The organism is Bacillus sp. NPDC057893 (assembly GCF_042796455.1).
Classification (GTDB): domain Bacteria; phylum Bacillota; class Bacilli; order Bacillales; family Bacillaceae_G; genus Bacillus_A.
In genome coordinates this window covers 1,043,392-1,069,862 of the sequence record NZ_JBHVNG010000002.1, presented here as the reverse complement: position 1 = coordinate 1,069,862, position 26,471 = coordinate 1,043,392, and the positions used below count along the sequence as shown (strand labels likewise).

29 protein-coding genes are annotated in these 26,471 nt (G+C 34.3%); 7 read left to right on the top strand and 22 right to left on the bottom strand.

Annotated features, from left to right (window positions below; translation table 11 throughout):
• The 3 genes from ACFVQC_RS14265 to ACFVQC_RS14255 all read left to right on the top strand — a co-directional run bounded on the left by ACFVQC_RS14265 (position 1) and on the right by ACFVQC_RS14255 (position 1,874).
• On the top strand, positions 1 to 1,002 hold the full coding sequence (locus tag ACFVQC_RS14265; RefSeq protein ID WP_377894568.1) for a S66 family peptidase: 1,002 nt from the start codon (positions 1 to 3) through the stop codon (positions 1,000 to 1,002).
• 199 nt (positions 1,003 to 1,201) lie between these two features.
• Positions 1,202 to 1,543 (top strand): EamA family transporter, encoded by a 342-nt coding sequence (locus tag ACFVQC_RS14260; protein WP_002086172.1) that lies wholly within the window; start codon positions 1,202 to 1,204, stop codon positions 1,541 to 1,543.
• Complete coding sequence (locus ACFVQC_RS14255) at positions 1,536 to 1,874, top strand: EamA family transporter (protein ID WP_002200850.1); 339 nt, start codon at positions 1,536 to 1,538, stop codon at positions 1,872 to 1,874. Before ACFVQC_RS14260 ends, ACFVQC_RS14255 begins: the two co-directional genes overlap by 8 nt.
• Positions 1,875 to 1,909: 35 nt before the next feature.
• Here ACFVQC_RS14255 and ACFVQC_RS14250 read toward each other — a convergent pair whose 3' ends face one another.
• From ACFVQC_RS14250 to ACFVQC_RS14195, 12 genes are all read right to left on the bottom strand, one after another.
• Positions 1,910 to 2,359, bottom strand: a complete 450-nt coding sequence (locus ACFVQC_RS14250; RefSeq protein WP_377894566.1) for a DUF6376 family protein — start codon at positions 2,357 to 2,359, stop codon at positions 1,910 to 1,912.
• Between the two features lie 278 nt (positions 2,360 to 2,637).
• A complete protein-coding gene (locus tag ACFVQC_RS14245; protein ID WP_033718184.1) occupies positions 2,638 to 2,859 on the bottom strand; it encodes a hypothetical protein in 222 nt (73 codons plus the stop codon).
• A 192-nt stretch (positions 2,860 to 3,051) separates the two neighbouring features.
• Positions 3,052 to 4,776 carry a thiol reductant ABC exporter subunit CydC gene (gene cydC / locus ACFVQC_RS14240; RefSeq protein WP_377898531.1) on the bottom strand — a complete coding sequence of 575 codons (1,725 nt, stop codon included), beginning with the start codon at positions 4,774 to 4,776 and terminating at the stop codon, positions 3,052 to 3,054.
• On the bottom strand, positions 4,773 to 6,494 hold the full coding sequence (gene cydD, locus ACFVQC_RS14235; RefSeq protein WP_377898530.1) for a thiol reductant ABC exporter subunit CydD: 1,722 nt from the start codon (positions 6,492 to 6,494) through the stop codon (positions 4,773 to 4,775). The genes cydC and cydD overlap by 4 nt, the downstream gene beginning before the upstream one ends.
• A complete protein-coding gene (cydB, locus tag ACFVQC_RS14230; protein ID WP_002148716.1) occupies positions 6,494 to 7,510 on the bottom strand; it encodes a cytochrome d ubiquinol oxidase subunit II in 1,017 nt (338 codons plus the stop codon). Before cydB ends, cydD begins: the two co-directional genes overlap by 1 nt.
• Positions 7,497 to 8,900, bottom strand: coding sequence for a cytochrome ubiquinol oxidase subunit I (cydA, locus tag ACFVQC_RS14225; protein ID WP_377898529.1), 1,404 nt, complete (start codon positions 8,898 to 8,900; stop codon positions 7,497 to 7,499). The genes cydB and cydA overlap by 14 nt, the downstream gene beginning before the upstream one ends.
• A gap of 626 nt (positions 8,901 to 9,526) precedes the next feature.
• On the bottom strand, positions 9,527 to 10,582 hold the full coding sequence (locus ACFVQC_RS14220; RefSeq protein WP_002148719.1) for an LLM class flavin-dependent oxidoreductase: 1,056 nt from the start codon (positions 10,580 to 10,582) through the stop codon (positions 9,527 to 9,529).
• A gap of 16 nt (positions 10,583 to 10,598) precedes the next feature.
• Positions 10,599 to 11,540, bottom strand: coding sequence for a ring-cleaving dioxygenase (locus ACFVQC_RS14215; protein WP_377898528.1), 942 nt, complete (start codon positions 11,538 to 11,540; stop codon positions 10,599 to 10,601).
• A gap of 54 nt (positions 11,541 to 11,594) precedes the next feature.
• Complete coding sequence (locus tag ACFVQC_RS14210) at positions 11,595 to 12,038, bottom strand: MarR family winged helix-turn-helix transcriptional regulator (protein ID WP_002148721.1); 444 nt, start codon at positions 12,036 to 12,038, stop codon at positions 11,595 to 11,597.
• 152 nt (positions 12,039 to 12,190) lie between these two features.
• On the bottom strand, positions 12,191 to 12,514 hold the full coding sequence (locus tag ACFVQC_RS14205; RefSeq protein ID WP_377894556.1) for a carboxymuconolactone decarboxylase family protein: 324 nt from the start codon (positions 12,512 to 12,514) through the stop codon (positions 12,191 to 12,193).
• Complete coding sequence (locus ACFVQC_RS14200) at positions 12,504 to 12,923, bottom strand: tautomerase family protein (RefSeq protein ID WP_377898527.1); 420 nt, start codon at positions 12,921 to 12,923, stop codon at positions 12,504 to 12,506. Before ACFVQC_RS14200 ends, ACFVQC_RS14205 begins: the two co-directional genes overlap by 11 nt.
• Positions 12,924 to 12,967: 44 nt before the next feature.
• Positions 12,968 to 13,513 carry a DUF4865 family protein gene (locus ACFVQC_RS14195; RefSeq protein ID WP_377894552.1) on the bottom strand — a complete coding sequence of 182 codons (546 nt, stop codon included), beginning with the start codon at positions 13,511 to 13,513 and terminating at the stop codon, positions 12,968 to 12,970.
• Between the two features lie 120 nt (positions 13,514 to 13,633).
• Between ACFVQC_RS14195 and ACFVQC_RS14190 the strand changes: the two genes are divergently transcribed.
• Complete coding sequence (locus tag ACFVQC_RS14190) at positions 13,634 to 14,422, top strand: LysR family transcriptional regulator (RefSeq protein ID WP_377898526.1); 789 nt, start codon at positions 13,634 to 13,636, stop codon at positions 14,420 to 14,422.
• A gap of 137 nt (positions 14,423 to 14,559) precedes the next feature.
• On the opposite strand, the gene ACFVQC_RS14185 is transcribed toward ACFVQC_RS14190, so the two are convergent.
• The 7 genes from ACFVQC_RS14185 to ACFVQC_RS14155 form a co-directional block, all read right to left on the bottom strand.
• Positions 14,560 to 15,513 (bottom strand): branched-chain amino acid ABC transporter permease, encoded by a 954-nt coding sequence (locus tag ACFVQC_RS14185; protein WP_377894574.1) that lies wholly within the window; start codon positions 15,511 to 15,513, stop codon positions 14,560 to 14,562.
• Positions 15,514 to 15,562: 49 nt separating this feature from the next.
• On the bottom strand, positions 15,563 to 16,423 hold the full coding sequence (locus ACFVQC_RS14180; RefSeq protein ID WP_377894548.1) for a branched-chain amino acid ABC transporter permease: 861 nt from the start codon (positions 16,421 to 16,423) through the stop codon (positions 15,563 to 15,565).
• Positions 16,424 to 16,445: 22 nt separating this feature from the next.
• Positions 16,446 to 17,150, bottom strand: a complete 705-nt coding sequence (locus ACFVQC_RS14175; RefSeq protein ID WP_002200863.1) for a branched-chain amino acid ABC transporter ATP-binding protein — start codon at positions 17,148 to 17,150, stop codon at positions 16,446 to 16,448.
• A complete protein-coding gene (locus ACFVQC_RS14170) occupies positions 17,128 to 17,901 on the bottom strand; it encodes an ABC transporter ATP-binding protein (protein WP_002135736.1) in 774 nt (257 codons plus the stop codon). Before ACFVQC_RS14170 ends, ACFVQC_RS14175 begins: the two co-directional genes overlap by 23 nt.
• Positions 17,902 to 17,993: 92 nt before the next feature.
• Positions 17,994 to 19,211 (bottom strand): substrate-binding domain-containing protein, encoded by a 1,218-nt coding sequence (locus ACFVQC_RS14165; RefSeq protein ID WP_377898525.1) that lies wholly within the window; start codon positions 19,209 to 19,211, stop codon positions 17,994 to 17,996.
• A gap of 285 nt (positions 19,212 to 19,496) precedes the next feature.
• Positions 19,497 to 20,414 (bottom strand): CobW family GTP-binding protein, encoded by a 918-nt coding sequence (locus ACFVQC_RS14160; protein WP_377894545.1) that lies wholly within the window; start codon positions 20,412 to 20,414, stop codon positions 19,497 to 19,499.
• Positions 20,415 to 20,518: 104 nt separating this feature from the next.
• Positions 20,519 to 21,967, bottom strand: a complete 1,449-nt coding sequence (locus tag ACFVQC_RS14155) for a flavin monoamine oxidase family protein (protein ID WP_377894543.1) — start codon at positions 21,965 to 21,967, stop codon at positions 20,519 to 20,521.
• 200 nt (positions 21,968 to 22,167) lie between these two features.
• On the opposite strand from ACFVQC_RS14155, the gene ACFVQC_RS14150 reads away from it, so the two are divergent.
• Positions 22,168 to 23,112: an L-lactate dehydrogenase gene (locus tag ACFVQC_RS14150; protein WP_002012312.1), complete on the top strand. Its 945-nt coding sequence runs from the start codon at positions 22,168 to 22,170 to the stop codon at positions 23,110 to 23,112.
• A gap of 112 nt (positions 23,113 to 23,224) precedes the next feature.
• Positions 23,225 to 23,509, top strand: coding sequence for a YesK family protein (locus tag ACFVQC_RS14145; protein ID WP_377894542.1), 285 nt, complete (start codon positions 23,225 to 23,227; stop codon positions 23,507 to 23,509).
• Between the two features lie 46 nt (positions 23,510 to 23,555).
• Here the strand turns inward: ACFVQC_RS14145 and ACFVQC_RS14140 are convergent, their stop codons facing one another.
• Together ACFVQC_RS14140 and ACFVQC_RS14135 are read right to left on the bottom strand one after the other, a co-directional pair.
• Positions 23,556 to 24,575, bottom strand: a complete 1,020-nt coding sequence (locus ACFVQC_RS14140; protein WP_377898524.1) for an AI-2E family transporter — start codon at positions 24,573 to 24,575, stop codon at positions 23,556 to 23,558.
• A 286-nt stretch (positions 24,576 to 24,861) separates the two neighbouring features.
• The gene (locus ACFVQC_RS14135) at positions 24,862 to 24,996 is read right to left on the bottom strand and encodes a hypothetical protein (protein ID WP_002064871.1); all 135 of its coding nucleotides are present in this window, start codon (positions 24,994 to 24,996) and stop codon (positions 24,862 to 24,864) included.
• A 207-nt stretch (positions 24,997 to 25,203) separates the two neighbouring features.
• Between ACFVQC_RS14135 and ACFVQC_RS14130 the strand changes: the two genes are divergently transcribed.
• Complete coding sequence (locus tag ACFVQC_RS14130) at positions 25,204 to 25,620, top strand: GNAT family N-acetyltransferase (protein WP_016094260.1); 417 nt, start codon at positions 25,204 to 25,206, stop codon at positions 25,618 to 25,620.
• Positions 25,621 to 25,831: 211 nt separating this feature from the next.
• Here the strand turns inward: ACFVQC_RS14130 and ACFVQC_RS14125 are convergent, their stop codons facing one another.
• Positions 25,832 to 26,434, bottom strand: a complete 603-nt coding sequence (locus ACFVQC_RS14125; protein WP_002064868.1) for a nitroreductase family protein — start codon at positions 26,432 to 26,434, stop codon at positions 25,832 to 25,834.
• Between the last annotated feature and the right edge of the window lie 37 nt (positions 26,435 to 26,471).

The following is a 26,471-nucleotide window of genomic DNA, read 5'->3' as shown; positions in this document are numbered from 1 at the left end:
ATGATACTTCCAAAAGCATTAAAATATGGCGATACAATTGGCATCTACTCTCCTTCTTCACCAGTAACCAATACTTCTCCAAAGCGATTTGAGCGAGCAAAATTATACTTACAAAAGAAAGGATTTCATATATTAGAAGGTTCACTAACAGGTCAATATGATTATTATCGTTCAGGGAGCATTAAAGATCGCGCTGAGGAACTAAATGAATTGATTAGAAACCCTAACGTTTCTTGTATCATGTCGACAATTGGGGGAATGAATTCAAATTCATTATTACCTTATATTGATTATGCTTCTTTTCAAAAAAACTCTAAAATAATGATTGGCTATTCAGACGCAACAGCGTTATTACTAGGAATTTATGCAAAAACAGGAATCCCTACATTTTATGGTCCAGCACTCGTTCCCTCTTTTGGTGAATTTGAGCCTTTCGTAGATTGCACGTACAAATATTTTGCGGATACTTTATTAACTGATCAACACCTTCCTTACAACATAAACCAGCCGTTATTTTGGTCAGATGAATTTATTAATTGGGAAGAAAAAACGAAAGAAAAAGATCTTCGACCGAACAATTGGATTTCAGTAATTGGTGGGAAAGCTACTGGACGTATTATTGGTGGGAATTTAAATACTATACAAGGTATTTGGGGTAGCCCCTATATGCCGCATATTCAAGAAGGTGACATTCTCTTTATTGAAGATAGCTCAAAAGATGCATCTACTATCGAAAGAAGTTTTTCATCACTTAAAATTAACGGCGTTTTTGATAAAGTTTCAGGTATCATCCTTGGAAAACATGAGCAGTTCGATGATTGTGGTACAAATCGAAAACCTTACGAAATATTATTAGAAGTATTACAAAATCAAAAACTTCCTTTTCTAGCCGATTTTGATTGTTGTCATACGCATCCAATGATTACTTTGCCAATAGGTATTCAAGTAGAGATGGATGCAACAAATAAAACGATACAAATTATAGAGCGATGGAAAATCTAACTCTACTACCTCTATTTCAACTCTATAGCTACGTAGGACCTTCTATTGTTTTACATTAGAAGACATGATACTATATATTTTGGAATGTGAAGGAATAAACAAAAATCATTTCAATATGCCTTTTATATATAATAAGAAGCTATTGATTATATACATCGAGTTTACATACATGTATATAAATGTAAAAGAGAGTGAATATATGAAACCAACTATTAAAAACTATGTATTTTTACATGTGGCCTTCTTGATATATTCTATCATTATGGTTTACATGAAATGGGCATCTCAATTCCCTATTGCATCAATTTCATTTTTTATTGCTTACTTCGGACTTGTTGTACTTTTATTCGGATATGCAATTCTATGGCAACAAGTCATTAAGAATTTTGAAATTTCTAGAGCATATTCACACCGTGGGATAATAATACTATGGTCAATGCTTTGGTCAGTATTCCTATTTGGAGATACGATACAGTGGAATCACATACTTGGCGCAGCTATTATTATCGTCGGAATTGTGGTGGTGACAAAAGATGAATAGTTATATGTTATTATTGATATTTGGGATAATTTTAGCCAATTACTCACAAATATTATTAAAAAAGGCTACTTTACAACAATACGATTCTAGAATAAAAGAATATGTGAATCCTTATGTTATCATCGGCTACTTTTTATTTGTAATTAATGCCGGATTAAATGTGATTGCCTTAAAAGGCTTGGCATTAAAGCAAGCATCTGCATTAGAATCATTAAGTTATATTATTATATTAATTTTCAGTTGGTACTTCCTAGGTGAAAAAATAACGAAACGGAAAATCATTGGCAACATTATTATTGTCATTGGTGTGATCGTCTATTGTATACAATAATAAAAAGATCCGTTTATGAAAAACGGATCTTTTTATTATTGCCCTAAATTTTGAACCTTCTCTTTCAAATCACGAACTTGTTCTATCGTCTGCATAAGCTCAGAGTTTTTAAACTGCTCTACATTCATTTTTCCTTCCTCTATCTTTTGCATAGATGTATCAATTAATGTATTTAACTTTTCATTATATCCGACGATTTGCTGGTGAAGATCCTTCGCTACATCCGGTGGTGTTAATTCATTAAAAGCTGGTATATCTTGTTTAATTTCAGTAAGTTTCGTTTCTAGTTCTTTTCGAGCTTCTCCATCATTAACAGCTTTTTCAGCTAATGCTGGCGCTTCATTTGCAAATGCACTTATTTTATTCACATAGTCTGTCGCTTTTTGAGCATAATCTAGGGAGTTTTTCCCTTCCTCCACTATCGAGCATCCCATCAAACCAATTGAAACTACAATTGAAAATAACATTATTTTTATAAACTTCATTTTTACCTCCTAAATAATTGTCATACTTTTATTCATTTATAAACACTTTGTTTTCTTCTTATACACCTTATCACATCATATCTTACTTTTTAATCTTCCTCTTATACATTCTAGAGAAATCATTATTATCCTGTTCAACATGTACCTCGAACAATTTATCATATACTTTTTCATTTCCACCTCAAAACTATCTTCATGTAAATATAAAAACAGACATACTTATTTTAAGTACGTCTGTTTTCAAGGTCAGTATGATTCCCACTAATTAAAGTTTCTCTTTATCCTCTCACATGCCCTATTACCGTTACAATATCTATGTCTATATGTACACTAATAATATCTTCTATAATGTCCGTATATCCTTGGCCTAAAGGTGTTCCGTAATGTAGTAAAATCTCTTTTTTTTCATAAACTGACTTCGGTACTGTAAAAATAAATTTCCTCATATTCCGTTCATCAGCAGGCTCCAGAATTAAAACAATGCCATCCTCTTCAAACATATAATCACGCCTTCCAACAATCCATTCACTATGGCTCAGTATTGCCTTGAAAGGATAGGTTTTAAACACCCTTTCTAACAAATATATACCATTTCATGCTCAACTAGCTTATACGGTCTATATGATTTCACCACAAATACAAAAACACAAACCTTGAACTATCAATAATTTGTGTTTTTTTGCATTTCATTCTTATATACCTTTATCAAGCTCGTATAATCTACGATATTTCTCATTTTCTTTCAGTAGCTGTTCGTGACTACCTTGCATAGCGATTTGGCCACTATCAAGGAAAATCACTTCATCTACATGTTCAATTCCTACAAGATGATGTGTAATCCAAATAACAGTCTTTTCTTCTGTTGCAGAAAACATTGTTTCTATTAAGGCTAATTCCGTTTTAGGGTCTAAACCGATAGTCGGTTCATCAAGTACAATGACCGGCGCTTCTTGCATAAGAGTTCTTGCAAATGCTACCCTTTGCCTTTCTCCGCCAGAAAACCTCTTTCCCATTTCATGCATTTTTGTTTGTAATCCATCAGGAAGAGAAGCAATGTGCGGCGCTAGCTGTGCTTTCTCTAAAGCCTTCCATATCTCTTCATCATTAGCCTCTGGTTTACCAATCCGCACATTATTTCCAATTGTCGTATCGAATAAATGTGGTTTTTGGTTTAATACAGAAATATATTTTGACAAAAAATCCGTATGAGCTTGTTCACCATTCAATATAACTTGGCCATTCACCGGACGTAGTGCCCCAGTTAACAATTTTAATAAAGTAGATTTCCCTGTTCCACTTCTACCTAAAATAGCAATTTTCTTTCCTGCCTTTATTTGCAATGATACGTCTTTTAATACGGATTCATTACTATTCGGGTAATTATACGACACATTACTCAGTTCAATATCTACATGTTTTGGTACAACGTATTCTTTATTTCCAGGTAACTCCTTTCCATCATCTAAAGAGCTATCACTTTCTACGCCATTAAGCCGATGAACAGATTCTATATAAGATGGAATTCGATCAATAGCATCTGATACAGGAATAAGCACATTCGTCACAGATAATGTCATTAATACGAATGCTGCGATAACTGTAGGTGCAATTTGTTCACTTGCCGCTTGATTGCCAGTCCACAAAATCATCGAAATAACTACAATACCTACTATTAAATGAATGATACTATCCCGAATATGGTACCAGCGTTTCACTCCCTTTTCTGTCTTTAACAGCTGGATATTTTGCTCTACATACGCATTAATAAATTCATCTTTTCTACCACTCGCCTGCCAATCAGATAACCCAAATACAGCATCTGTCAATTGTTGATACAAACGATTTCTTCCTCGCTTCAAAGCAACATGATGTCGTTTCATCAAAAGTAGTGATACGAATGGAAGAAGAAAAACAATAACAGCTAACATACAAGCTGCGATAAGTGCAAATACTAAGTCAAATGCACCGATAACAAGTACGAAAATGCTATATACAACTAACGCTAATATACTAGGGAATATTGTACGTAAATATAGATTCTGTAAATGTTCTATATCATCAGACAATACACCTAGTACATCACCAGTTTGAAATCTTGAGCGCAAAAATAACGCCTGTGGTTCTACAATTCTATATAGTTTTGTCCTCATTTTTTCTAAAATTCGTAGAACGACGTCATGCCCTACTAAACGCTCTAAATAATGAAAGACAGCTTGCCCTATACTAAACGCACGCGTTGCAACTATAGGAACATATACAACCATTACATTTTCTGGTCTGAGAGCAGATTTAGAAATTAAATAACCTGAAATGAAAAGTAACATCGCACCTGAACTAACTCCAAGAAGCCCGAGGAAAATAGTCAACGTCATTCTACCTTTATTTTGCTGTATATGAGGTTTAATCCAGTTACTCATCGCTCTCCCCTCTCTTCCCTATGAAAATGTAATGTCTCATTCTTTAAAAGCTCTTCATATGTTCCACTTTCTTTAATTTCCCCTTTATTTAAAATAAGAATATGATCCATTTTCTTCATCCAATGGAGACGATGCGTTGCAAGAAATACTAGCTTACCTTCAAACAGACGTAACATCGATTGCTTTATTTCAAATTCAGTTTCAATATCAAGATGTGCTGTAGGTTCATCTAATAAAATGATTGGCTTTTTACTTAAAAGTGCACGTGCCATAGCGACACGTTGTTCTTGTCCACCACTAAGCATACGTCCACCTTCTCCAATTCTTTCGTACATCCCATGTGGTAATGATGCAACGAGCGAACGAAGACCAACTTCATTAATAACTCTCTCGACTTCTTCATCAGCTGTATTCGTTTCATAGAAACAAATATTATCTTTTAATGAAAGCGGAAAAATATACGGTTGCTGCGGAATATAAGCAATATTTTTTTGCCAATCTTCTCGAGTAGATTCACCAATTTCCACACCATTTACTAGCATCTTCCCACCCGAAGGAGGTAGAAATCCTGCTAACACATCGATTAACGTTGATTTCCCTGCCCCACTTTCACCAATAATACCTATAGCACCGTTACCTTGCCAAGTAAAATCAATTCCCTCTAATATAGCCTTTTCAGATTCATCATTATTTACTTTTACATCTTGTAATTTCAAGCTACTAGAAGAATTCCATACTATATCTACATTTGAATCTTTCTTTTCTATTTCTTTTTGTTTCTGTAAAATTTCTTCTATTTGCTCCATTGCAAGTTGTCCATCTAATGTAGCATGATAATTCGCTCCAACTTGTTTTATCGGCAGAAAATATTCCGGCGCTAAAATTAAAATCGTAAGGGCTGGTAATAGTATTATCGTTCCATCTATTAACCGTATCCCTAATCCGACTGCTACAAATGCAATTGATAAACTCGTAAAGAAATCTAATGCAAAAGAAGAAAGAAAAGCAACTCGCAAAGTACGCATCGTTGCTTTTCTATATCGTTTACTTACTTTTTCAATCTTTCCTTCGTGCTGTTTACTTTTCCCTAAATACTTTAATGTTTCTAATCCTTTTAACGTATCTACAAAATGATTAGAAAGTACACGATATGTCTCATATTGGCTATCCGCCATTTTCTGCGCTGCTAATCCTAGAAGGATCATAAATATAATCACGATTGGAATCGTTACAACTAAAATGATTCCAGACTCAATGTCCAGTGTAAAAACATATAGAACGATTATTACTGGTACGATACTACTTCTAATCATTTTAGGAATTGTCAATTCAATATATGTTTTAAATTTCTCAATACCTTCTATCGATAAAGTAACCAGATGACCAGTCCCATTCGTTTGGACAAATCTCGGTCCTAACGTAAAATATGCTTCTATTAACTGTTTACGTAATGCAAATCCTGTTTTTTCAGCGAAACGCTCAACCAATATTTGCGATGTTCGCACCAACATTTGGCGTGCTGCAAACGTGATCCCAAAATAAACAGTTTCATTTAGCACAGCTTGCACTGTTTCTCCATGAAATAAAAATGTGATCGCTCGTGCTAAAAACACTGTCTGTGCAATAATACTACACGCCTCTAAAATGCTAATAAGACTTAAAGTCACATATAAAGCTCGGCTACCAGGATACGACGGAAGTCCTCTTTTTCTTTTCATTAGTACTCCAAATCTTTGTCTGACTTAACAGGTTGTCTAAATACATAGAAACTCCATATTTGACTACCGATAACAAATGGTAAAATAGCAAGAGAAAAATAGCTCATCAGTTTTAATGCATAAGGTCCTGATGCCGCATTATAAATTGTCAAATCATTTACCGCTCCTAATGAGCTAATCATGACACGCGGGAACATACCGATGAACACACTTGCACTGAGCAAAATGATTGTTAAGCTCGTCATAAAGAAGGCCCAACCATCTCTTCTTCTTTTATTTAATAAAGTAGAAACAAATAGTGCTACAAAAGCTCCAATCGGAACCATTAGCCACTCTGAACCATGTGCAGTGAAAATATCTGTTTTCCATAACCCTACAGCTGCAAAAACAAGAAGTGTTATTAATGCAAAAGGTGCAATCTTTGCTGCGGCAATACGTGCGCGTTCTCGTAATTTTCCTGTTGTACGTATAGTAAGAAATTGCAAACCATGAACAATACATAGAAGAAGAAACATAACTCCTCCAAGTAATGCAAATGGGTGAAGTAATTTCATGAATCCGCCTACCATATTTTTACTTTCATCAATTGGTACACCTGTCATAAAGTTTGCAATTGCAACTCCCCAAAGTATAGGAGGTAGCATGCTTCCAATAAACATGCCCCAATCCCAGAAACTTTTCCACTTATGGTTTTCTATTTTCGCACGGAATTTAAAGGAAACACCTCTTATAATTAATGCAAGAAGCATAAACACAAACGGAATATAGAACCCACTAAATAAAGTTGCATACCAATGCGGAAATGCCGCAAACATAGCGCCACCAGCACAAACAAGCCATACTTCATTAGCGTGCCAAAACGGTCCAATTGTATTTAAATATATACGCTTTTCCAAATCATTCTTTCCTAAAAACCTTGAAACGATTCCTACACCAAAATCGAAACCTTCAAGTACAAAGAAGCCAACGAATAAGGTTGAGATAATTAGAAACCACAACTCATTAAGAGATAACATACTCTTCCTCCTTATCAAATGGATCATGGCTCTGATAATCCTTTTTCGTTTTCTTATTCGCATGTCCTTTAATGATACGAACGAATAAGTAAACAGTAATGCCTCCAATAATTACATATAGTGATGTGAATGAAACAAGAGAGAATAATACTTCTCCAAATGAAACATTTGGAGATACTGCATCTTCTGTTTTCATAACACCGAAGACAACCCAAGGCTGACGTCCCATTTCAGTCATAATCCAACCTACTGTATTTCCGATAAACGGTAGTGCAATTGCATATACCATTAATTTTAAATACCAAGTTTTTTCAGCTAAACGATCTTTTCTTGATAAGAACCAGCCGTACACTCCTAGAAGAAGCATGAGTGTTCCACTCATTACCATCGCTCTAAAACTCCAGAACATAGTATGTACTGGCGGAATATAATCTCCAGGTCCATATTTTTCTTCATATTGTTTTTGAATTTGATTCATCCCTTCTACTTGACCGCTAAATTTATCGTATGACAATAGACTTAGCATATAAGGGATTTGAATTTCAAACGAATTTTCTTTCTTCTCTGTATCAATTTTTGCAAATACTGTAAATGGCGCTGGATCCTCACTCGTATTCCATAATGCTTCAGCTGCTGCCATTTTCATCGGATGTGTCTTAATTAAATTTTGCGCTTGTGCATGACCGAAAAATAATACCAATGCTGTTGAAATTGTTCCAACAACGATAGAAACTCGGAAAGACTTCTTAAACACCTCAGTCTCTTGTTGTTTTGCGATTTTCCATGCACTAACACCAGCAATAAAGAATGCGCCTGTTGCAAGTGCAGCTGTAATTGTATGCGGGAATTGCACCCATAGTTGTGGATTTTGAATAATCGCCAAGAAATCATTCATCTGCGCACGTCCATCTGCAGCCATTTCATATCCTACTGGGGACTGCATAAATGCACTTGCAGTTAAAATCCAAAATGCTGATAACATTGTTCCTATTGAGAGGAGCCAAATACATAAAAGGTGAACTCGCTTCGGAAGTTTATCCTCACCGAATACCCATAAACCTAGGAATGTAGACTCAATGAAAAATGCTAATAAACCTTCAATCGCCAGTGACGGTCCGAAAACATCACCAACAAAACGTGAATATGTTGACCAGTTCATACCAAACTGAAATTCTTGTAAAATACCTGTTACAACACCTACTGCAAAGTTAACAAGGAATATTTGTGTCCAAAACTTTGTCATTTTCTTATAAACTTCTTGTCCCTTTACCACATACAACGTTTGCATTAACGCAATGATAAAAGCTAAACCAATAGATAGCGGAACGAAAAAGTAATGAAAAATCGTTGTAGATGCAAATTGTATTCGTGCCAATTCGAGCGTTTCCATGCTAAAGTCACTTCCTTTATAATTTTTTATATCGTAATATCGATTGAATTGTATGAATTCACTTCATAACGAACAATTCAATCATTTGGAAATACAAAAAGATAAATTCGTTTATGTACTTTCTGAAAATATAGATTGTCAGTTTTTTAGATAATTACAAAAGAACTTTCTTCATACGATTTACCTTTTCACTATTTCAGTAGTGTTTTATTCGTTAATCGAATTGTATAATATACTTACATAATAAATTCAGGTGATTTTTGACGTATTATTGACAGGATTTTGTCTGAAATATGTCTTTTGTAATTTTTTTGAATTTGATTTCTTACATTTGAAAAACGTATTTTTCAAACATATAACATACTCTTATATCAATTATTATTACGTTTTCCTCTTCATACGCTTGACTTTCCTCTTAAAAAATGTCCTCGAATCAAATCCGAAAATACGCTATATTTTTGTCAAGTGAAAAATGTATTTCCAAAATTCAAATCAACAATATTGTTATTCACAAATAGAAAAATCCTTTCCTTTTTTTAGACTAAAAATTCATTTTTTCGTCATTTTTCCAAACTGACTAAATAAAAAAGTACCGAGAATAGATTATATCCCCGGTACTTTTATCATTATTTCGTTGTATATTTTCTAACAGCCGGCATAATTTCAGTAGCAATTAATTCAATGTTTTTCTCAATCTTATCAAATGGTACACCGCCAAAATCAATTTGTGCCATAAAACGTTGCTGTCCAAATAATTCATATTGGTAAAGCATTTTTTCAATAATTTGTTGTGGGCTACCAATCATTAACGCATCACGATGATCTACTGCATTAGTAAATTGTTGTTTTGGATACCCACCACCGCGTAGTGCAAGCATACCAGCATTAATATGAGGATAATATTCACTCAGTGCATCTTGTGAATTTTCTGCTGTATAAAATAAACTTGTTGTCGCAATTGGTAATGTCGCTGGATCAAAACCACTTTGCTCAGCAGCTTCACGATATGCATCAACCGAAACTTTAAAATTAATAGCTGGGCCACCAAGTGTCGTAAGCATCATTGGTACACCTGCGCGTCCTGCCTTAATTGCACTAGCAGGTGGCCCTCCGACAGCACGCCAAATTGGCATATTGTTATTTTTAGCTCTTGGTATAATTGCCGAATGTTCAAGTGGTGTTCTAAACTGCCCTTTCCATGTTACACTTTCTTCTTTATTTATTTTTAATAAAAGATCCAGCTTCTCTTCAAATAGTTCTTCATAATAATTTACATCGTAACCAAGTAAACTATATCCTCCAATACGAGATCCACGACCAGCAACGATTTCAGCACGACCATTAGAAATTAAATCGATTGTGGCAAAGTCCTCATATACACGAACCGGATCTGACGTACTTAATACTGTTGCAGAACTCGCGATTTTAATATTTTTCGTAGCTTGTGCAATAGCTCCTAAAATAACTGTATGAGCTTGCGTCGTAAAATGCGCTTGATGACTTTCACCGACAGCAAACACATCAATTCCAGCTTCATCTGCTAACTTGGCTGTTTCAATTAGTTCATGAATTCTTTTTTCTGCACTTATTTTCGAACCATTATGTGGATTTAAAATATGATCTCCAATTGAATATAATCCAAATTCAATTCCTTTACTTGTATCAATACGGTATTTTTCCATATTTGCTCTCTCCCTTTTAATCAAGTGGTATTAATTTCTCTTCAATCTCTTTTCTTCTCTCTTCTAAAAATGGTGGTAAATCCAGCTCTTTTCCTAATTCTTCAACTGCTGAATCTACTGTAAATCCTGGTCCATCCGTCGCAATCTCAAATAAAATGCCATTTGACTCACGGAAATATAAACTTTTAAAATAAAAGCGATCGATAATCCCTGTTGATTGGAACCCTTTATCTTTCACCGCTTCATTCCAATAACTCAGTTCTTCATCATTTTTTACACGAATAGCTAAATGATGAATACTTCCTTTTCCAGGTCTTTCACTCTCTCCCTCTTGCTGTTTCACCAAAATTTCTCCAAATGATTGACCAGTAATAGATTGATAAATCCCCTCATCGTCTGAACGAGATACTTCTTTATAACTAAACAAGCCTGTTAATGTTTTTGATAATTTATTTAAACTGCGCACTGTCATTTCAACTGTTCCCATACCTAAAATACGATGATTCTGCTCTACAGAAGATTCATCCCATGCAGTCCAATATTCAGGCACCTCTTCACCGTTATTATTTAACAGCACTAACCGTAGGCCATCTGGATCTTCAAAGTGCAGTGCGTCTCTTCCGGCGTAAGTTGTAATTTCCCCATGAGCCACCTGGAGCGACTCAAAACGTCTCTTCCAAAATGTAAGACTTTCTATTGAAGGTACGAGCAAGCCTATTTGTGTTATTGCATTTGTACCACGGATTGTTCTTCCTACATTCGGCATTTCAAAAAATGATAATTCAGTTCCAGCACTCCCTGTTAAATCGCCATAAAACAAATGATACATAAATGGATTATCTTGATTGACTGTCTTTTTCACTCGGCGTAATCCTAATACTTTTTGATAAAAATCATTATTTGTTTTCGCATTTTTCGTCACCATAGAAATGTGGTGATGTCCTGGAATTGTATACATAATATTTCCCCCTCTAACTATCACTTGATTAGTCAATTGATTGTGTAAAAAAAATTACTCATGTGGTAATTCTTTTTTTTCACTATGCTTATGAACTTTTGTCATTAACGCGTATAGTATTTTCTGTTCTTCCTCATCTAATACATCATCAAAAAAGGATGATTGGAATGCAAGTTGCTCTGGTAATGCTCTTTCTAACACTGCTTCACCCTTTTCAGTAAGGCTAATCATTTTCGTTTTCCAATCTTGTTTACGTACTATATACTCTTCTTTTTCAAGGCGTGTTAACATTCTAGAAATACCACCCTGCGTCACAGTAACTTTTTCTGCTAACTCCATTTGTGTAAGTGGCTGATAAATCCGTATTTGCATAAGTACATCAAATTGAGCTGTCGTCAAATCAAAACGTTTCAAAAACTCATTTGACATCTGATTACTTTGGTTTGTAAACCGTATTAAACGTAACCAGATTAACGATCCTATCGTATTTTCACGCATATATTGTCACTTCCTATCGTGAATCTTACTATCACTTTACCACTCAAGTGATAAAAAAGCAAGTATAAAGATTTAAATATCACAACAGTATATATTTCAAATAATCATAAGAAAGAATTCATCTAAAAATGAATTCTTTCTTATGATTATTCTTAACCTTTAATTTCATTCATTGCTATATTTAAAGCTGCTACAGCTTTTGGCCAACCAACATAAAAAGCCATATGTGTTATTAATGCAATCATTTCATTTTCCGCAATCCCATGTTGTTTAGCTAGCCGCAAATGAAATGGTAATTGTTCTGTATTACCAAGACTGATTAGTACCGACACTGTACATAAACTTCTTTCTCTTAATGTTAAATTGGCATCCCGCCACACTTCCTCAAACAATATCTCTTCACTATAATGAGCAAATGCAGGTGCCATTTCTCTCATTTTCTTTTGAATATAAAATTCAATTGGTTCATTCATCATTTTCCTCCCTCTTTATTTTCACCAGTTGTGCCACCCCTTGACCAAATGACCAGTTTTCAGCAGCTGTCTCATGTAGTGTAATAAAAATGTCAGCACTCTTAATATTTGAATGTTCCGAAATTCTAAAGGATATCGATTGATACAACTCCTTTTTTTGCTTTATCGTTCTTCCTGGTCCACATGTAATAGAAATATGCATTATGTTCTCTGTTCTCTTTTCTTCTTGTTCTAACAAATAATATGGATTATAAAAAAATTCGTTTAGTCGATAAGGTAAAAACATTTGAAAATAATCATTTTCAGGGATTTTAAAATGATCAATTAATGAATGATGGATACATTCACTTATCTTTTTCAGCTCTTCTTTATTTAATATATTCTCTGGATAATACACGTTCACAAAAGGCATACATTTCATTCCTTTTTCTTATTTTAGCATTCAACAAGATTTTATTATGAAATGTGTAAAACCTCATATATTGTAACATCCTTCATCGCTTCAACTTCAGGCTTCTCTTCATAAAAGCTGAATTGACTATAACCCCATTTATCTGGATTATAAACTACTACATTCCCTACACATTTTTCTGTATTTTGTACCTTTTGGTTCATTGTATTTAACTGAGTCCCAACTAATGATTTACTTTGAGAAATACTTCCTGCACATTCAACAACATATATACTTTTCTTAAAATCATCACTTAGATTGACAACTAAAGGAACGCCTATATTTATTTGTTGCCATCCAAACGATTGTAAAATATTATCGTAATAGCCTTCAAAGATAAATTTGTTCATACCTTCATGCTCATTCCAAATATATAAAGGTGCATAACAATTATAAAAATTTCCATTCTTACCAGCCTCAGCAATTAAATAGGCCTTAAATTTCAATTCTTGAAAACCATCTGTTTTATACCCATTCTTTTTTACCCTTTTTTTAATAATTTCCATATCATAATCTTTTGGCAAACTGACCTTATATTGCATCCCAATCATATTTATCACTCGCTTTCGATATTATATACATAATGATAAATCAATGTTTAATCCGTGTAAAATAGGTATAAATTATGCTTGATATCATTTATAATGATACCCAGTAAGGGGTTGAAATGGATGGAAATAAATGATCTTATTATATTTAAAACCGTAGCAAATGAAGGCTCTATAAGTAAAGCTGCTAAAGAGTTAGGTTATGTTCAACCAAATGTAACTGAGCGAATCAAAAAATTAGAACAAGAATTAGAAACACCTTTGCTACATAGAGATAACAAAGGTGTCTCCCTGTTACCTTCTGGTGACATTTTATTAGACTACACGAATAAAATATTAGCTCTTTTAGAAGAAGCCAAAGATGAAATTAAAACAAGTGCTTCTTCTTATGTAATAGCGACGTCACAATCTATTTTGACTAATTATTTAAGTATGCGTATTAAAGAAAATTTCAGGAATTATCAAATATATATAGAAAGTAGTAGCCATTTACAAAAACTACTACAGCAACAAAAAGTTGATATGGTCATAACTTATGAGGATTATCCCGACGCAGCGTTTAAAAAAGTATTCACCACTTCAATTTCTGTAGGCTTATTAAAAGCGAAAGAACAGTGTAACATTGACTTTTCGAAAGAACTTTTCTTTGTTAGTAACGATAAAAAGTGCCCTTTTAGAAATATGACAATACAATTTCTAAAAGAAAACAATCTATCCCAGCATCAACTTCAACAGTTAGATTCTTATTCGCTTATTGAAGAGTTTATTGTTGAGGGAAATGGGATAGCTTTTTTACCGATTAGAAATGATAAATTAGTTCCAATTGAAGATGTTCCAATAGAGAAATTAGCTGTTCATTTTTTTACAAATCGAGAGTTCGATAAAAAGATTCCAATTGAACTATTCAACTAGAACAATGTTTTTTTACAAAATAACAATTTCACGAATTATATATGTTATAACTTTTCTAGAAAATAAAAATCCCTCCTTTTACTTAAAGGAGGGATTTTTATTTTCTTACTCCACTTACATTCTCTTCTATCGATTTTTCACACGTTTTGCTCCACTCCTGCACTCTTCTCCTTCTTACCCCTTTTAAAATTTTTCAACTTCTTAATCGTTCCAACTAATCCTTTCGGAAAAACTAGTAGAACGATAATATATAATAACCCTAGAATAATCGTCCATCTTTCAAAAATCGGATATTCCGTTGCCAGTTCTGATAAATAGTATTTCAGTGATTCAATAATCCCAGCTCCAGCAATTGCTCCGATTAACGTTCCTACTCCCCCGATCATTGTCATCAATAATGCGTTTAGCGTCATTTCAATTGAAAATACCGTCGTATTTACAAAACGCAATGTGATAACGAATAAACCACCGCTAATTGCCGCTACTACCCCTGCCACTACACTTGCGATAATTTTATAATGAAGAACTTTATATCCAAGTGCTTCAACACGTTGTTCATTTTGTGAAATGGCCTTTAATACTTTTCCAATTGAAGACTTTGTGAAAAGACGTAACAAGATGAAAATGACGATTAGACATATAAATGTTATATAATAAAATGTAAAACGATCACGGAATATATCTGGTACACGAAATGTAAATCCATCTCCTCCGTGTGTCAGCGAACGCCATTTTTCAGCAAGTACAAAAAACAGCTGAGAAATAGCGAGCGTTAACATTGCATAAAAATGACTTTTCAAGCGTAATGAAAGCATACCGATTATATAACTAACGATGGCTGATACAATAATTGCGGCTACTATTCCTATGAAAAAGTTCATTATGGATACTCCTTGCCGATCAAACAAGAGTGCCACCCCATACGCCCCTATACCAAAGAACATACAATGACCGAATGAAACAATACCTGTATATCCAAGGAGAACATCAAAACTCATAGCGAAAATAGCAAAGATGAAGATTTGAGTAAACAAAATTAACAAGCTCCGTGAATCATTTACGAATGGAAATACACTTAAACAAATGAGCATAAATACTCCGAAGTATACTTTAATTCGACCCGATATGCTGTTCACCATGTCACCCCTTTTCACCAACGAGTCCCGTTGGCTTCACTATTAAGAAAAATAGTAACATTAACATATTGATTGCAAGAGATAAATCTGGCACATAATACGCTGTAAAAGCACCGGCTAATCCGACGATTAAAGAAGCGAGCGCTGAACCTTGTACGCTACCTAATCCTCCAATGATAACTACTATAAAGGCTAAAATTGCATACTGCATACCCATCTCAGCGAAAATAACTCCTGAATATGGTGCTAGTAGAAAACCACCTAACGCCGCCATCCCTGCTCCTAATAAAAAAACAAACGAGAATATCGCTTTTACGTTAATTCCGAGAGCTTGAACCATCTCTTTATCCATTACACCAGCGCGAATCATAAGTCCTATCTTTGTTTTTTTCAGCAGCAATAGTAAAGCGATGTAAATTAGTATCCCAACTAAAATAACGAATAGGCGATATTTTATTAAGATAACTCCTCCAAATGTAAAACTTCCTTGAAGCCATAACGGTAATTTTGCAGCAATTGGATTAGGGCCCCAAAATATTTTGATGCACTCGCTAAGAACGAGCATTCCTCCGAGTGTAACGAGAAGCTGCCGAACATGGTTTCCATACACTGGTCTAATAAGAAATCTTTCTAAAATGAAACCAAGAAACATACCCATAGCGACTGCGCCAATTAGCGCTAATAAATAACTATCTGTCATATTAAATAACCAAACGCCTGTAAATGCTCCCCATGCAAATAAACCGCCATGCGCAAAATTTAGTACGCTCATTAAACCGAAAATAAGCGATAGACCAGACGCTAATAAAAAAATAAGCATCCCTGTCGAAACGCCGTTTACAAATAAGTTAATTAGCACATCCACGTTCTATCCCCCCGTATCAATGTTAAGAAATACCTAAATATTTATGACATGTTTCCTTATCCTCTCGCAGTTCCTCCATGAAACCGTTATGCACAATACGCCCATTATCCATAATGTAAAAATAATCACCGATTTGACTAGCCATCATAAAATTTTGTTCAACAAGTAAAACAGTCGTTTTTTCCTTCATTTTCAAAATAGCTACCATTAATTTTTCTATCATAATTGGAGATAGCCCTTTACTCGGCTCGTCAATAAGCAATAGTCCATCACTATTAATAAATGCTCTTGAAATTGCCAGCATTTGTTTTTGTCCCCCACTTAATAGCCCACTTTTTTTATACCAAAATTGCTTTAAATCTGGAAATAGTTCGAGCATCCATTCTATCTTCTCTTCAGCTTCTTCCCCATTTTTCCCCCTAGCAAGTGCGAATGTCTCTTCTACTGTTAAATCATGAAAAATACCTTGATTTTCTGGTACATAACCTATACCTTTTCTGGAAATTAAATGTGTAGATAATCCATTTACTTTTGTGTTATCATAATAAACTTCTCCATTTGCTATCCGGTGAAACCCCATAACTGAGCGCAATGTTGTTGTTTTTCCAGCTCCATTTCTTCCAAACAATACTGTAATCGTTCCCTTCTCAACCGAAAGGGACACTCCTTGTAAAATATGAAACTGATCTAAATACGTCTCTATATTATTCACTTGTAGTAGTGCCACTATATAATCCCCCTAAATAAGCACTTTGTACTCGCTCGTCTTTCATCATTTCTTCCGGCAATCCTTCAGCCAATAACTCGCCATGAAATAAAACGATAAGATGATCTGACAAATCTAGCACCATATCCATTTTGTGTTCGATAAGTACGATTGTGCTCTCTGGATTCTTTTTAATATTTTCGATTACTTGTAATATAGCCGGAACTTCCTCAACTGAAATACCTGCCGTCGGCTCATCTAGTAGTAATACATCTGTCTTTAATGCTAACAACATAGCAAGCTCTAACTTTCTTTTTTCTCCGTGAGCTAAGTCTTTAGCTAATACGTCCCCTTTCTCGTGAAGGAGTACTGTCTTCAAAAGACGTCTCGCTTCTCCAGTTTGCTGCTTTAACTTGGCTGCATTCGGAAAGAAACTGTAATAATCCTGAACAAACGATTGCACACTTAGACGCACATTTTCAAGTACTGTTAGCTCTGGAAAAATATTTGTCAACTGAAAAGAGCGACCAATCCCCAAGCGCGTTCGATCTGAAATTGATAATTTTGTAATATCCTGCCCTTTAAAATAAACTTCACCTTTCGTCGGAGAAATTTGCCCACTTAGTAAATTGAATAGTGTTGTCTTTCCAGCACCATTCGGTCCAATAATTGAAATGAGCTTTCCTTTTTGTACCGTTAAATTAACATCCTTAATAACATGATGATCCCCAAAAGATACACAAAGATTTTTCGTCTCTAACAAATGTGTCATGAAATCCCTCCCACTGAAAGCCATGTTTATGAAAGAAATAAGTATAAAGAGGGTGTCCCCTCTTTATATGAAAAAACAACAGAAAATTCAGTCTATTTACTCTGAATTGACGGTTCTGTCTCCTTCATCGTTAATTCTCTCTCTAACACCGGTACTGGATAATCAACACCATCTTGCTTTTTCAGCGTTATAGAATATAGAGTTTGTAATGCTTGATGATCCTTCTCTCTAAATTTCATCTTTCCTTTCGGTGTCTCAAATTCCATCCCTTCCATTTTCTTAATAAGTGTATCTACATCTGTATCGCCCTTCGTTTTCTTTACAGCTTCGACGATAGAAATTGCCGCTGACATTCCTCCTGCTGTAAACAGATCTGGAACAGCACCATTAAAACGTTTTTTATGTTCTTCTACTAGCCAATCGTTCACCTTATTCTTTGGAAGTGAGTGATAATAAACGGAAAACCCTTGCATCCCTATTAGCGCATCCATCGTTTTTAATGCTGGTATATCAGGTGCACCAGTAGAAATTTTAATACCTTGTGCTTCCACATTCATATCTTTCAACTGTTTCCACGGTGAATTCGCACCTGCCCAAACGATAAATAAATAATCCGGTTTTGAGCTAATAATATTTTGAATATTTGCAGTGAAATCAGTTGAATTTGTATCTGCGTATTGCTCGTTTACAATATTCGCCCCTAATTTCTTCGCTCCCGCTTTAAATGCTGCAATTCCTTCACGACCGAAAGCATTATCTGGAGCAAACGTCGCAATCTTTACATCTTTTTTAGCAATTGAGGCAGCCCCAGCAATCGCATCTTGCGAAGAGTTTCTTCCTGTTCTAAAAATATATTTATTCCAGTTCTTCCCGGTAATACTATCAGCAACTGCCGGTTCTACAACCATAATCTTTTTATACTCTTCAGCTAGTGGTAAAACTGCTAATGTATCACTTGAACTAGATGATCCGACTAAAAAGTCAACTTTCTCTTCTTCTAATAATTTCGTAGCCTTCTTAACCGCTACATCTGCTTTCGTTTCCGTATCTTCTACAACAAACTTAATCTTCTTTCCTTCTACTTTTCCTGTTCCACCAGTTGCATAGTCTAACCCTAATTCAAATCCATTTACCGTTTGTTTTCCATACGATTCTAGTGGACCTGTTAACGAAGCAAGAACCCCTACCTTAATCGTTTTTTCATCTTCTGTACTTGTCTTCTTTCCTGAACAAGCTGCTGTTACTAATAACGACCCTAAAACACAACCAGTAACCACCGTTCTTTGCCATTTACGTTTTTTCATCGACATTGTGATCCTCCCCATACTTTACTTTCTGATAGAATCAAACACGACAAATTCCCTTGTCTGTAATCATGTCTTTAAAATTGGTAATGGAAAACTCTTGTAGTAACCTCTACATTCGGCACAAATCTATAATCACCTTCCTATTAAATGGAAACGGACATACAATCAATATATATTCCGTTGTTCAAATGAAATTACTGTTTCATTACAGTAATCATCACGCAAAAAGCTGCAAATAATTAACTTAATTCATTAAGTCAATTATTTGCAGCTTACCTAAAAAAATGATTAATTTTTTTCGACTTTCTCTAACCCCTCAACCAATTGCTTCTTATCTAACCCTTCCCCTATTACTACCAAGTTTGTCGGGTAACCGAAGTCTTGTTCCAATAAAGTCGGTACCCCAAATGAATATTGGAATAGGTGAGGGTATTTATCTCCATGGAATTTCACAAAACCTTTCACACGATAAATACTATCTGGTAAATTCGAAAGCCATTCATATAATTTGTCTTGATCAATCGATTTCGTAAATTGATACGTCATTGTTTGTATATGTAAATGCTGTTTAACATGAAGTGTCTCATGTTCTCCACCACTCGCAAATTCAGCTTCTTCTATATCATTTAAAGATATATTACAATACTTTGTTTCAAACAATTTCGCATGATTATTTATTGCTTTTACATCTTCAAATACTTTTCTCTTATCTTCATCTGTTAATAAATCTGATTTGTTAATAAGAATATGACTTCCATATTTCATTTGCTCATGTAATAGCTGTTGTACATTTGCACTTAATATACTTCGGTTTAACCATCTTACTGCATCTAATACGACTACTATGGATTTCACTTCAAGGAAAGGAGCTAAAATTGGTGATACACATGCATCTAACACTTCAATTGGATGTGCGACACCTGTTGTTTCTATATAAATTACATCTGGTCTTTCTTGTTGATATAAAGAATGTAATTGTATTTCAAGCTCTTCTTTCAACGTACAACAAATACATCCTTTCAGAAGTTCCCTTAACACATTCTCTTTTCCAATAATATCTGTATCTACCGAGTATTCACCGATTTCATTCATTAACACGGCAACTTTTCGATTTTTCTTCTTTTCTGCTAATAATAAATTTTGCAGCAATGTTGATTTTCCACTACCTAAAAAACCACCTAATATATGAATTTCTACTTTACTCATTCGACCGACCATCCATTTCTCTACTTCAAATTTCTTCAAAGCGTAATTATTACGATTTATACTTATCATTTTATTAAAAGAATACCTATTTGTAAACAAAACTGCTAGATTATCGTTTCATTTTCATTCACTTCATGAGCAACTCTAATTCCAGACTCAATCGCTCCTTGCATCCATCCATGTGTTAACGTCGTATGTTCTCCTGCAAAGTGCACCCTGCCAGCTGGCGGCGTAATATATGGAAATAATTCAAGCTCTTGCCCTGGTTCAAAAGCTGTAAATGCTCCGCAAGAATACGGATTCTTACTCCAGCTAAAAGATTCCCCTGTAATAAACTCACTATAGACCACATTCCCATAAATTTGCGCTAAATTTTTCAATGCATAACGAATACGATCTCTATACGTGAGACTATCCCACGTTAACGCTTCATCTGCCCACGTATAGCTTGCTATAACGATAGCTGCCCCTGGTGACTGAATGCCATAGCTCGGATAATATGTAAAACGTATCGGTAAATCCGTAATAGATTTCCCACCACACTGCCCCACTCTTTCCCAAAATCTACTTTTGAACTCTATCGCAATTTTAGTCGCTGCAATATAATTTAATTCACGAATCGCCCGCCTTTTATAATAAGAGAATAAATGATATGGCTGGACTTCTACAAATCGCAAAGCTGAAAATGGAATTGTGACAATAGCGATGTCACCAGTTACTATAAATGAATTTAACGTTTGTTCATGTGTTACTTGCATCATTACTTTATTATCTTCTTGTATTATTTTTTCTACTTTATAGGACATAAAAATATTATCCTTTAGCTGCGGCAAAAATGAATTTGGTAATGCATCCATCCCGCCCGTTATCTCGTAATATTTCGCCGTTGAAGTAAAAAAAATCATTTCTCGTAATACTTCAATTAAAGACATTCCCATATATGCTTCCATATCAAGAAGTACTCCGATCATATCTATTGCTCCATCTGAATAATACTCGGTTAAAAATGCACCGAGCGAATACGTTTTATACTTTTTTTCAACGATAAGCCAGTTTTTATTAGGGTCCTTCTTAATATAATTTAGTATTGGTTCTAATACCTCAAGCATTAGCTCTTCTGCCGTTTTTCCTCTTTCTTTATCCAAAAGCGGATATTCAAGTACACTTGGATCATTTTCAAACACATTCAATCTCGTTTTAATGTTATTCGTATAAATTATATCTGAAGAAGTTTTATTAATAAAAAGATTTAACGGTAGTTTAAATTTACGAATATAGGCTAAAGTTAAATCATGAGTATCCGGAATACGCATAGGACCTGCGTTAAAATATAATCCTGCGCTAAATGGTTCACGAATCGTATACACCCTGCCACCTATTCTGTTATTTGCTTCTATAATCGTTACCTCGTGCCCAGCCTCTTTTAATAAAGATGCTGCAACTAATCCAGATATCCCTGCACCGGCAACTGTAATTTGTTTGGGGTTATTCGTTTTGGCAAGCCCTTCATGAATAATTTGAAGCATTTTTTCCATCGATAATGGATTCCCCATGCCAATTCCCCTTTTACGAAGGATTTTACTGAATTATATTCGTTTAGCAGAATTCCTATGTTTCATTCAAGTAATTGAGTGGATACATTTTCAATCACTTGAATATCTTTTATAAAATGTAATAAAATAGATATGAAACTATAGAAGTAAGACGTATTATCTTACATAATAAAATTTATGAAATAGCGAGGAATTTTGAAATGAAAAAAGGTATTAACCGTGTTGTATTAGTAGGAACAGGAGCAGTTGGATGTAGTTATGCTTACTGTATGATTAACCAAGCTGTAGCTGAAGAATTTGTTTTAGTTGATGTAAATGAAGCAAAAGCTGAAGGAGAAGCAATGGACTTAAGCCATGCCGTTCCTTTCGCACCTGCTCCAACAAAGGTTTGGAAAGGTAGTTATGAAGATTGTAAAGACGCAGATCTTGTTGTAATTACAGCTGGATTACCACAAAAGCCAGGTGAAACACGCTTAGATTTAGTTGAGAAAAACGCTAAAATTTTCAAGCAAATTGTTCGGAGCATTATGGATAGCGGCTTTGACGGTATCTTCTTAATTGCAACAAACCCTGTAGATATTTTAACTTACGTAACTTGGAAAGAATCTGGATTACCGAAAGAACGCGTAATCGGTTCTGGTACAACTCTTGATTCTGCTCGTTTCCGCTATATGTTAGGTGAGTACTTCGATATTGGACCTCATAACATTCACGCTTATATTATCGGAGAGCACGGTGATACAGAACTTCCGGTGTGGAGTCACGTATCAATTGGTATTCAAAAACTACAAACGCTTCTTGAAAAAGACAACACATATAACCAAAAAGATTTAGATGATATTTTCGTAAACGTTCGTGATGCAGCTTATCACATTATTGAACGAAAAGGTGCTACATACTACGGCATCGGCATGTCACTTTTACGTGTTACGAAAGCAATCTTAAGCAATGAAAACAGCGTATTAACTGTATCAGCATATCTTGAAGGTCAATACGGCCAACAAGATGTTTATATCGGCGTACCTGCTGTTTTAAACCGCGGCGGTGTTCGTGAAATTTTAGAAGTTGAACTAAGTGAAGAGGAAGAATTAAAATTCGATCACTCTGTTCAAGTATTGAAAGAAACAATGGCCCCTGTTCTTTAATCATATTTTTCAATCAAAAAAGCAATCCGATTTATATTGGATTGCTTTTTTATATTTTTATAGTTCCCCCTCAATTTAAACGGTAATATTATCTATAAAAAGGAGTGATTTCATGAATGGTTCTTGGACAATTGCAATCCTCTTGCTAGCTGTAGCATCCTTAATACTTTTCCTCTTCTTAATCATCAGAACGCTATTTCCAACTAAAAAATATGATAAGAATCTCGGATTGATTCTAATTATTTTAAGCTTGTTAGCAATACCGATAAGTATCTTCCTTATAGGCGGATGGGCAGGTATGGGAGTTGGCGTAATTGCATTGTTTATTTTTGCTGCTGTTATTATAGCTTTAATTGCAAATACCTTCATTAAGCTACCTCCGCCAAAGAAAAAATAATAAATGACCGATGTTTTCATCAAGAGAAAACATCGGTCATTTTCTATCATTTATTGTCTTTAATCGGTTCATCATTATTTACATCAAGTACATCTAATAAAAAGATAAAGATTGGTATTCCGATAATAAGCCCCCATATTCCGAGGAAATGCTCTGAAAAGATAAGAATCATAAATGTATAAAATACTGGCAAATTCGTTTTTGCAGACATAAATTTTGGATTTAAAAAATAACTTTCAAGAGCGTGAATCACTGTAATGAACACTAGTATGTATACAACATACATAACCCCGCCGACGTTATAGGCAATTATACAAAGTGGAAACAAGGAAATAATAACACCAGCAACTGGAATCAAACCGAGTAGAAAGACCATGACAGCCAATACAAGAAGCTGTGGAAATCCTAAAATGACAAGTGCAATTACAGTGAGCACACAATTTACAACCGCAATTAAAAACTGTGCTTCAATCACTTTTCCGAACGATCTTGCAAACCTTTCACCGAAATATGCAATCTCCTCATAAAAAATTTTCAGCTTACTATCTTTAATTTTCGAAGTAAATGCTATAATGCGTTCTTTTTCTAATAAGAAAAATAAGCTTAAAATAAGAGAAAGTAGTATTTGTAAACTAACTTTTCCTATGTTTGCTATCGATTGATAAATGACATCTACACCTTGTTCGATGTATTTCGATACTTCCATACCATTAATTATTGAAAGTGCATATTTAATTATCTCGTTATCAGGTGGGTTTTGAAAAAACAATTTAAATTGATAAATTAATTGTGAAATTTGTATCGTTAGTACAGGTAAATATTTATATAGTGTAGTTACAATAAACGTCACTAACACAATATATAAACCAGCAATAACCACTTTCCTATTTACTTTCAATTTTTTTGAGATAAACTTTTGAAATCGATCCATCAAAAACGTGAGAATAAACGTAATTAATATTAAATTAATCATACTTTTTAATCCATACAATACAAGCACTAATATTATTAAAACGAGAAACCGTTGAAACCCTCTACTTCGAAAGAAATTTTTCACTTCATTCATTAAAAATTAACCTCCCCCTTCAATGGATGGAAATTGGATATATTACATTTTATGAACTTCTATAGACAATCTTTCTTACTAATTAGGAAGAATCCTTTTTTTCTTTTTTTATGTCTGATTTTTCATCTAATACTTTTCTAAAAACTATTTTTCCACTCTATATTTTAGGAGAACGTCTATTTTTAAACTGTTGCTCCTTAGTAGATTTTTCATATTGAAAAAAGAGAGTTATCTATTACTTAACTCTCTCTAGAAAAATGCTAAATGAAAGCTTAATTATTTCAATCTAATCATTTCTTTTTTGCAATTGCTTCGCTAACAATTCCTTCACTTGGTTATACGTTAACCCTGAATTTCTGTTTAAACGTTTTACTTCCTCGACATCAGTACCTACCACTGTATATTTTTTCGCATCACTCATATTTCCACTCCCTTTTTCACCAGATCATTTCTTATATTTCTTCCCTAAACTCTTATAAATTAACACAAATAAGCTGTACTAAATTAAATAGACTAAACAGAGGGTATTATGTTCAATAGATAAAGGGAGTTTAGTTGCATAAGAGGAATAGATAAAAAAATGTCGAATTTATTTATTTGTTGAAATTGAGAACTTGGAGGATACATTTTGAAGAAATATGAGTTTAAAAATAACATTCCAACATTGGAAGAGTACAAGTATTTGTGCAAGTCTGTTGGATGGACTAATTTTATGAATTTTGAAGTGGTGGAAACATCACTGAAGAATTCTATCCATTGCATCACAGTCAAGGATAATGAACAAATTGTGGGTATGGGGAGAATTGTTGGTGATGGGGCTATCTATTTCTATATTCAAGATATAGTGGTCCATCCAGATTATCAGAAAAATGGTATTGGGAAAGAAATAATGCATATTTTGGTTGAATACTTAAATCAGAATGCCCCTGATAAGGCGTTTGTCGGTTTGTTTGCATCACAAGGTAAAGAATCGTTCTATGAAAAATATGATTTTAAAGATTACTCACCAAACATGACTGGGATGTTTACTGTCATTTCAAAATAATACAGTGAAACTTTGATCAGTGGGACTGCATTCAAATAGTGGGATAAACACAATAGATTTTTTATTTTAAGTCATCAATCCATATTTAAAAATTTGTTCCTATAACAACTTTTTCATTATTATGCTAAAGGACAGCCCATATTATAATATGGGCTGTCCTTTAAATTGGATAAGTATGTAACAAATCCCTTCTTGTTACATATTGAATTTCTTAATAAAATTTCACTACATCTTCAGTAGGTAAGAATGTTCTTTCCCCTGGTTGTTCATTTGGCTCACCAAATGGCATTTGTCCTACTAAGCTCCACTCTGCTGGTATGTTCCAAGTTGCTTTCACTTCAGCATCTACGATTGGATTGTAATGTTGTAATGACGCTCCAATTCCTTCAGCAGATAATAGCATCCATACAGTATGTTGTAACATTGCATTTCCTTGATGAGACCAGAATGGGAACTGATCTTTATATAATGGTGCATTTTCTTGCATTTTTTCTACTGTTGCTTGATCTTCAAAGAATAGTACTGTTCCTACACCTGCATGGAAGCCTTTTAGTCTTTCTACAGTCGCTTCAAAGTTTTCTGCTGGTACGCGTGATCTAAGCGTTTCTTTTACGATATCCCAAAATTTTTCATGCTCTCCATCCATTAATACGACCATACGGCCACTTTGCATATTGAAAGATGTTGGTGCATGTAAAGCTGTTTTTAAAACTTCTTCAATTCTTTCTTTCGTAATTGCATCGCTTTTTGTTACTTTACGAATTGAACGACGGTTCACGATTGCTTCTTTTAAGTTTGTTGTAGTTGCTGACATTTTAATTCCTCCAAATATATGTTTTATTATTTTTATT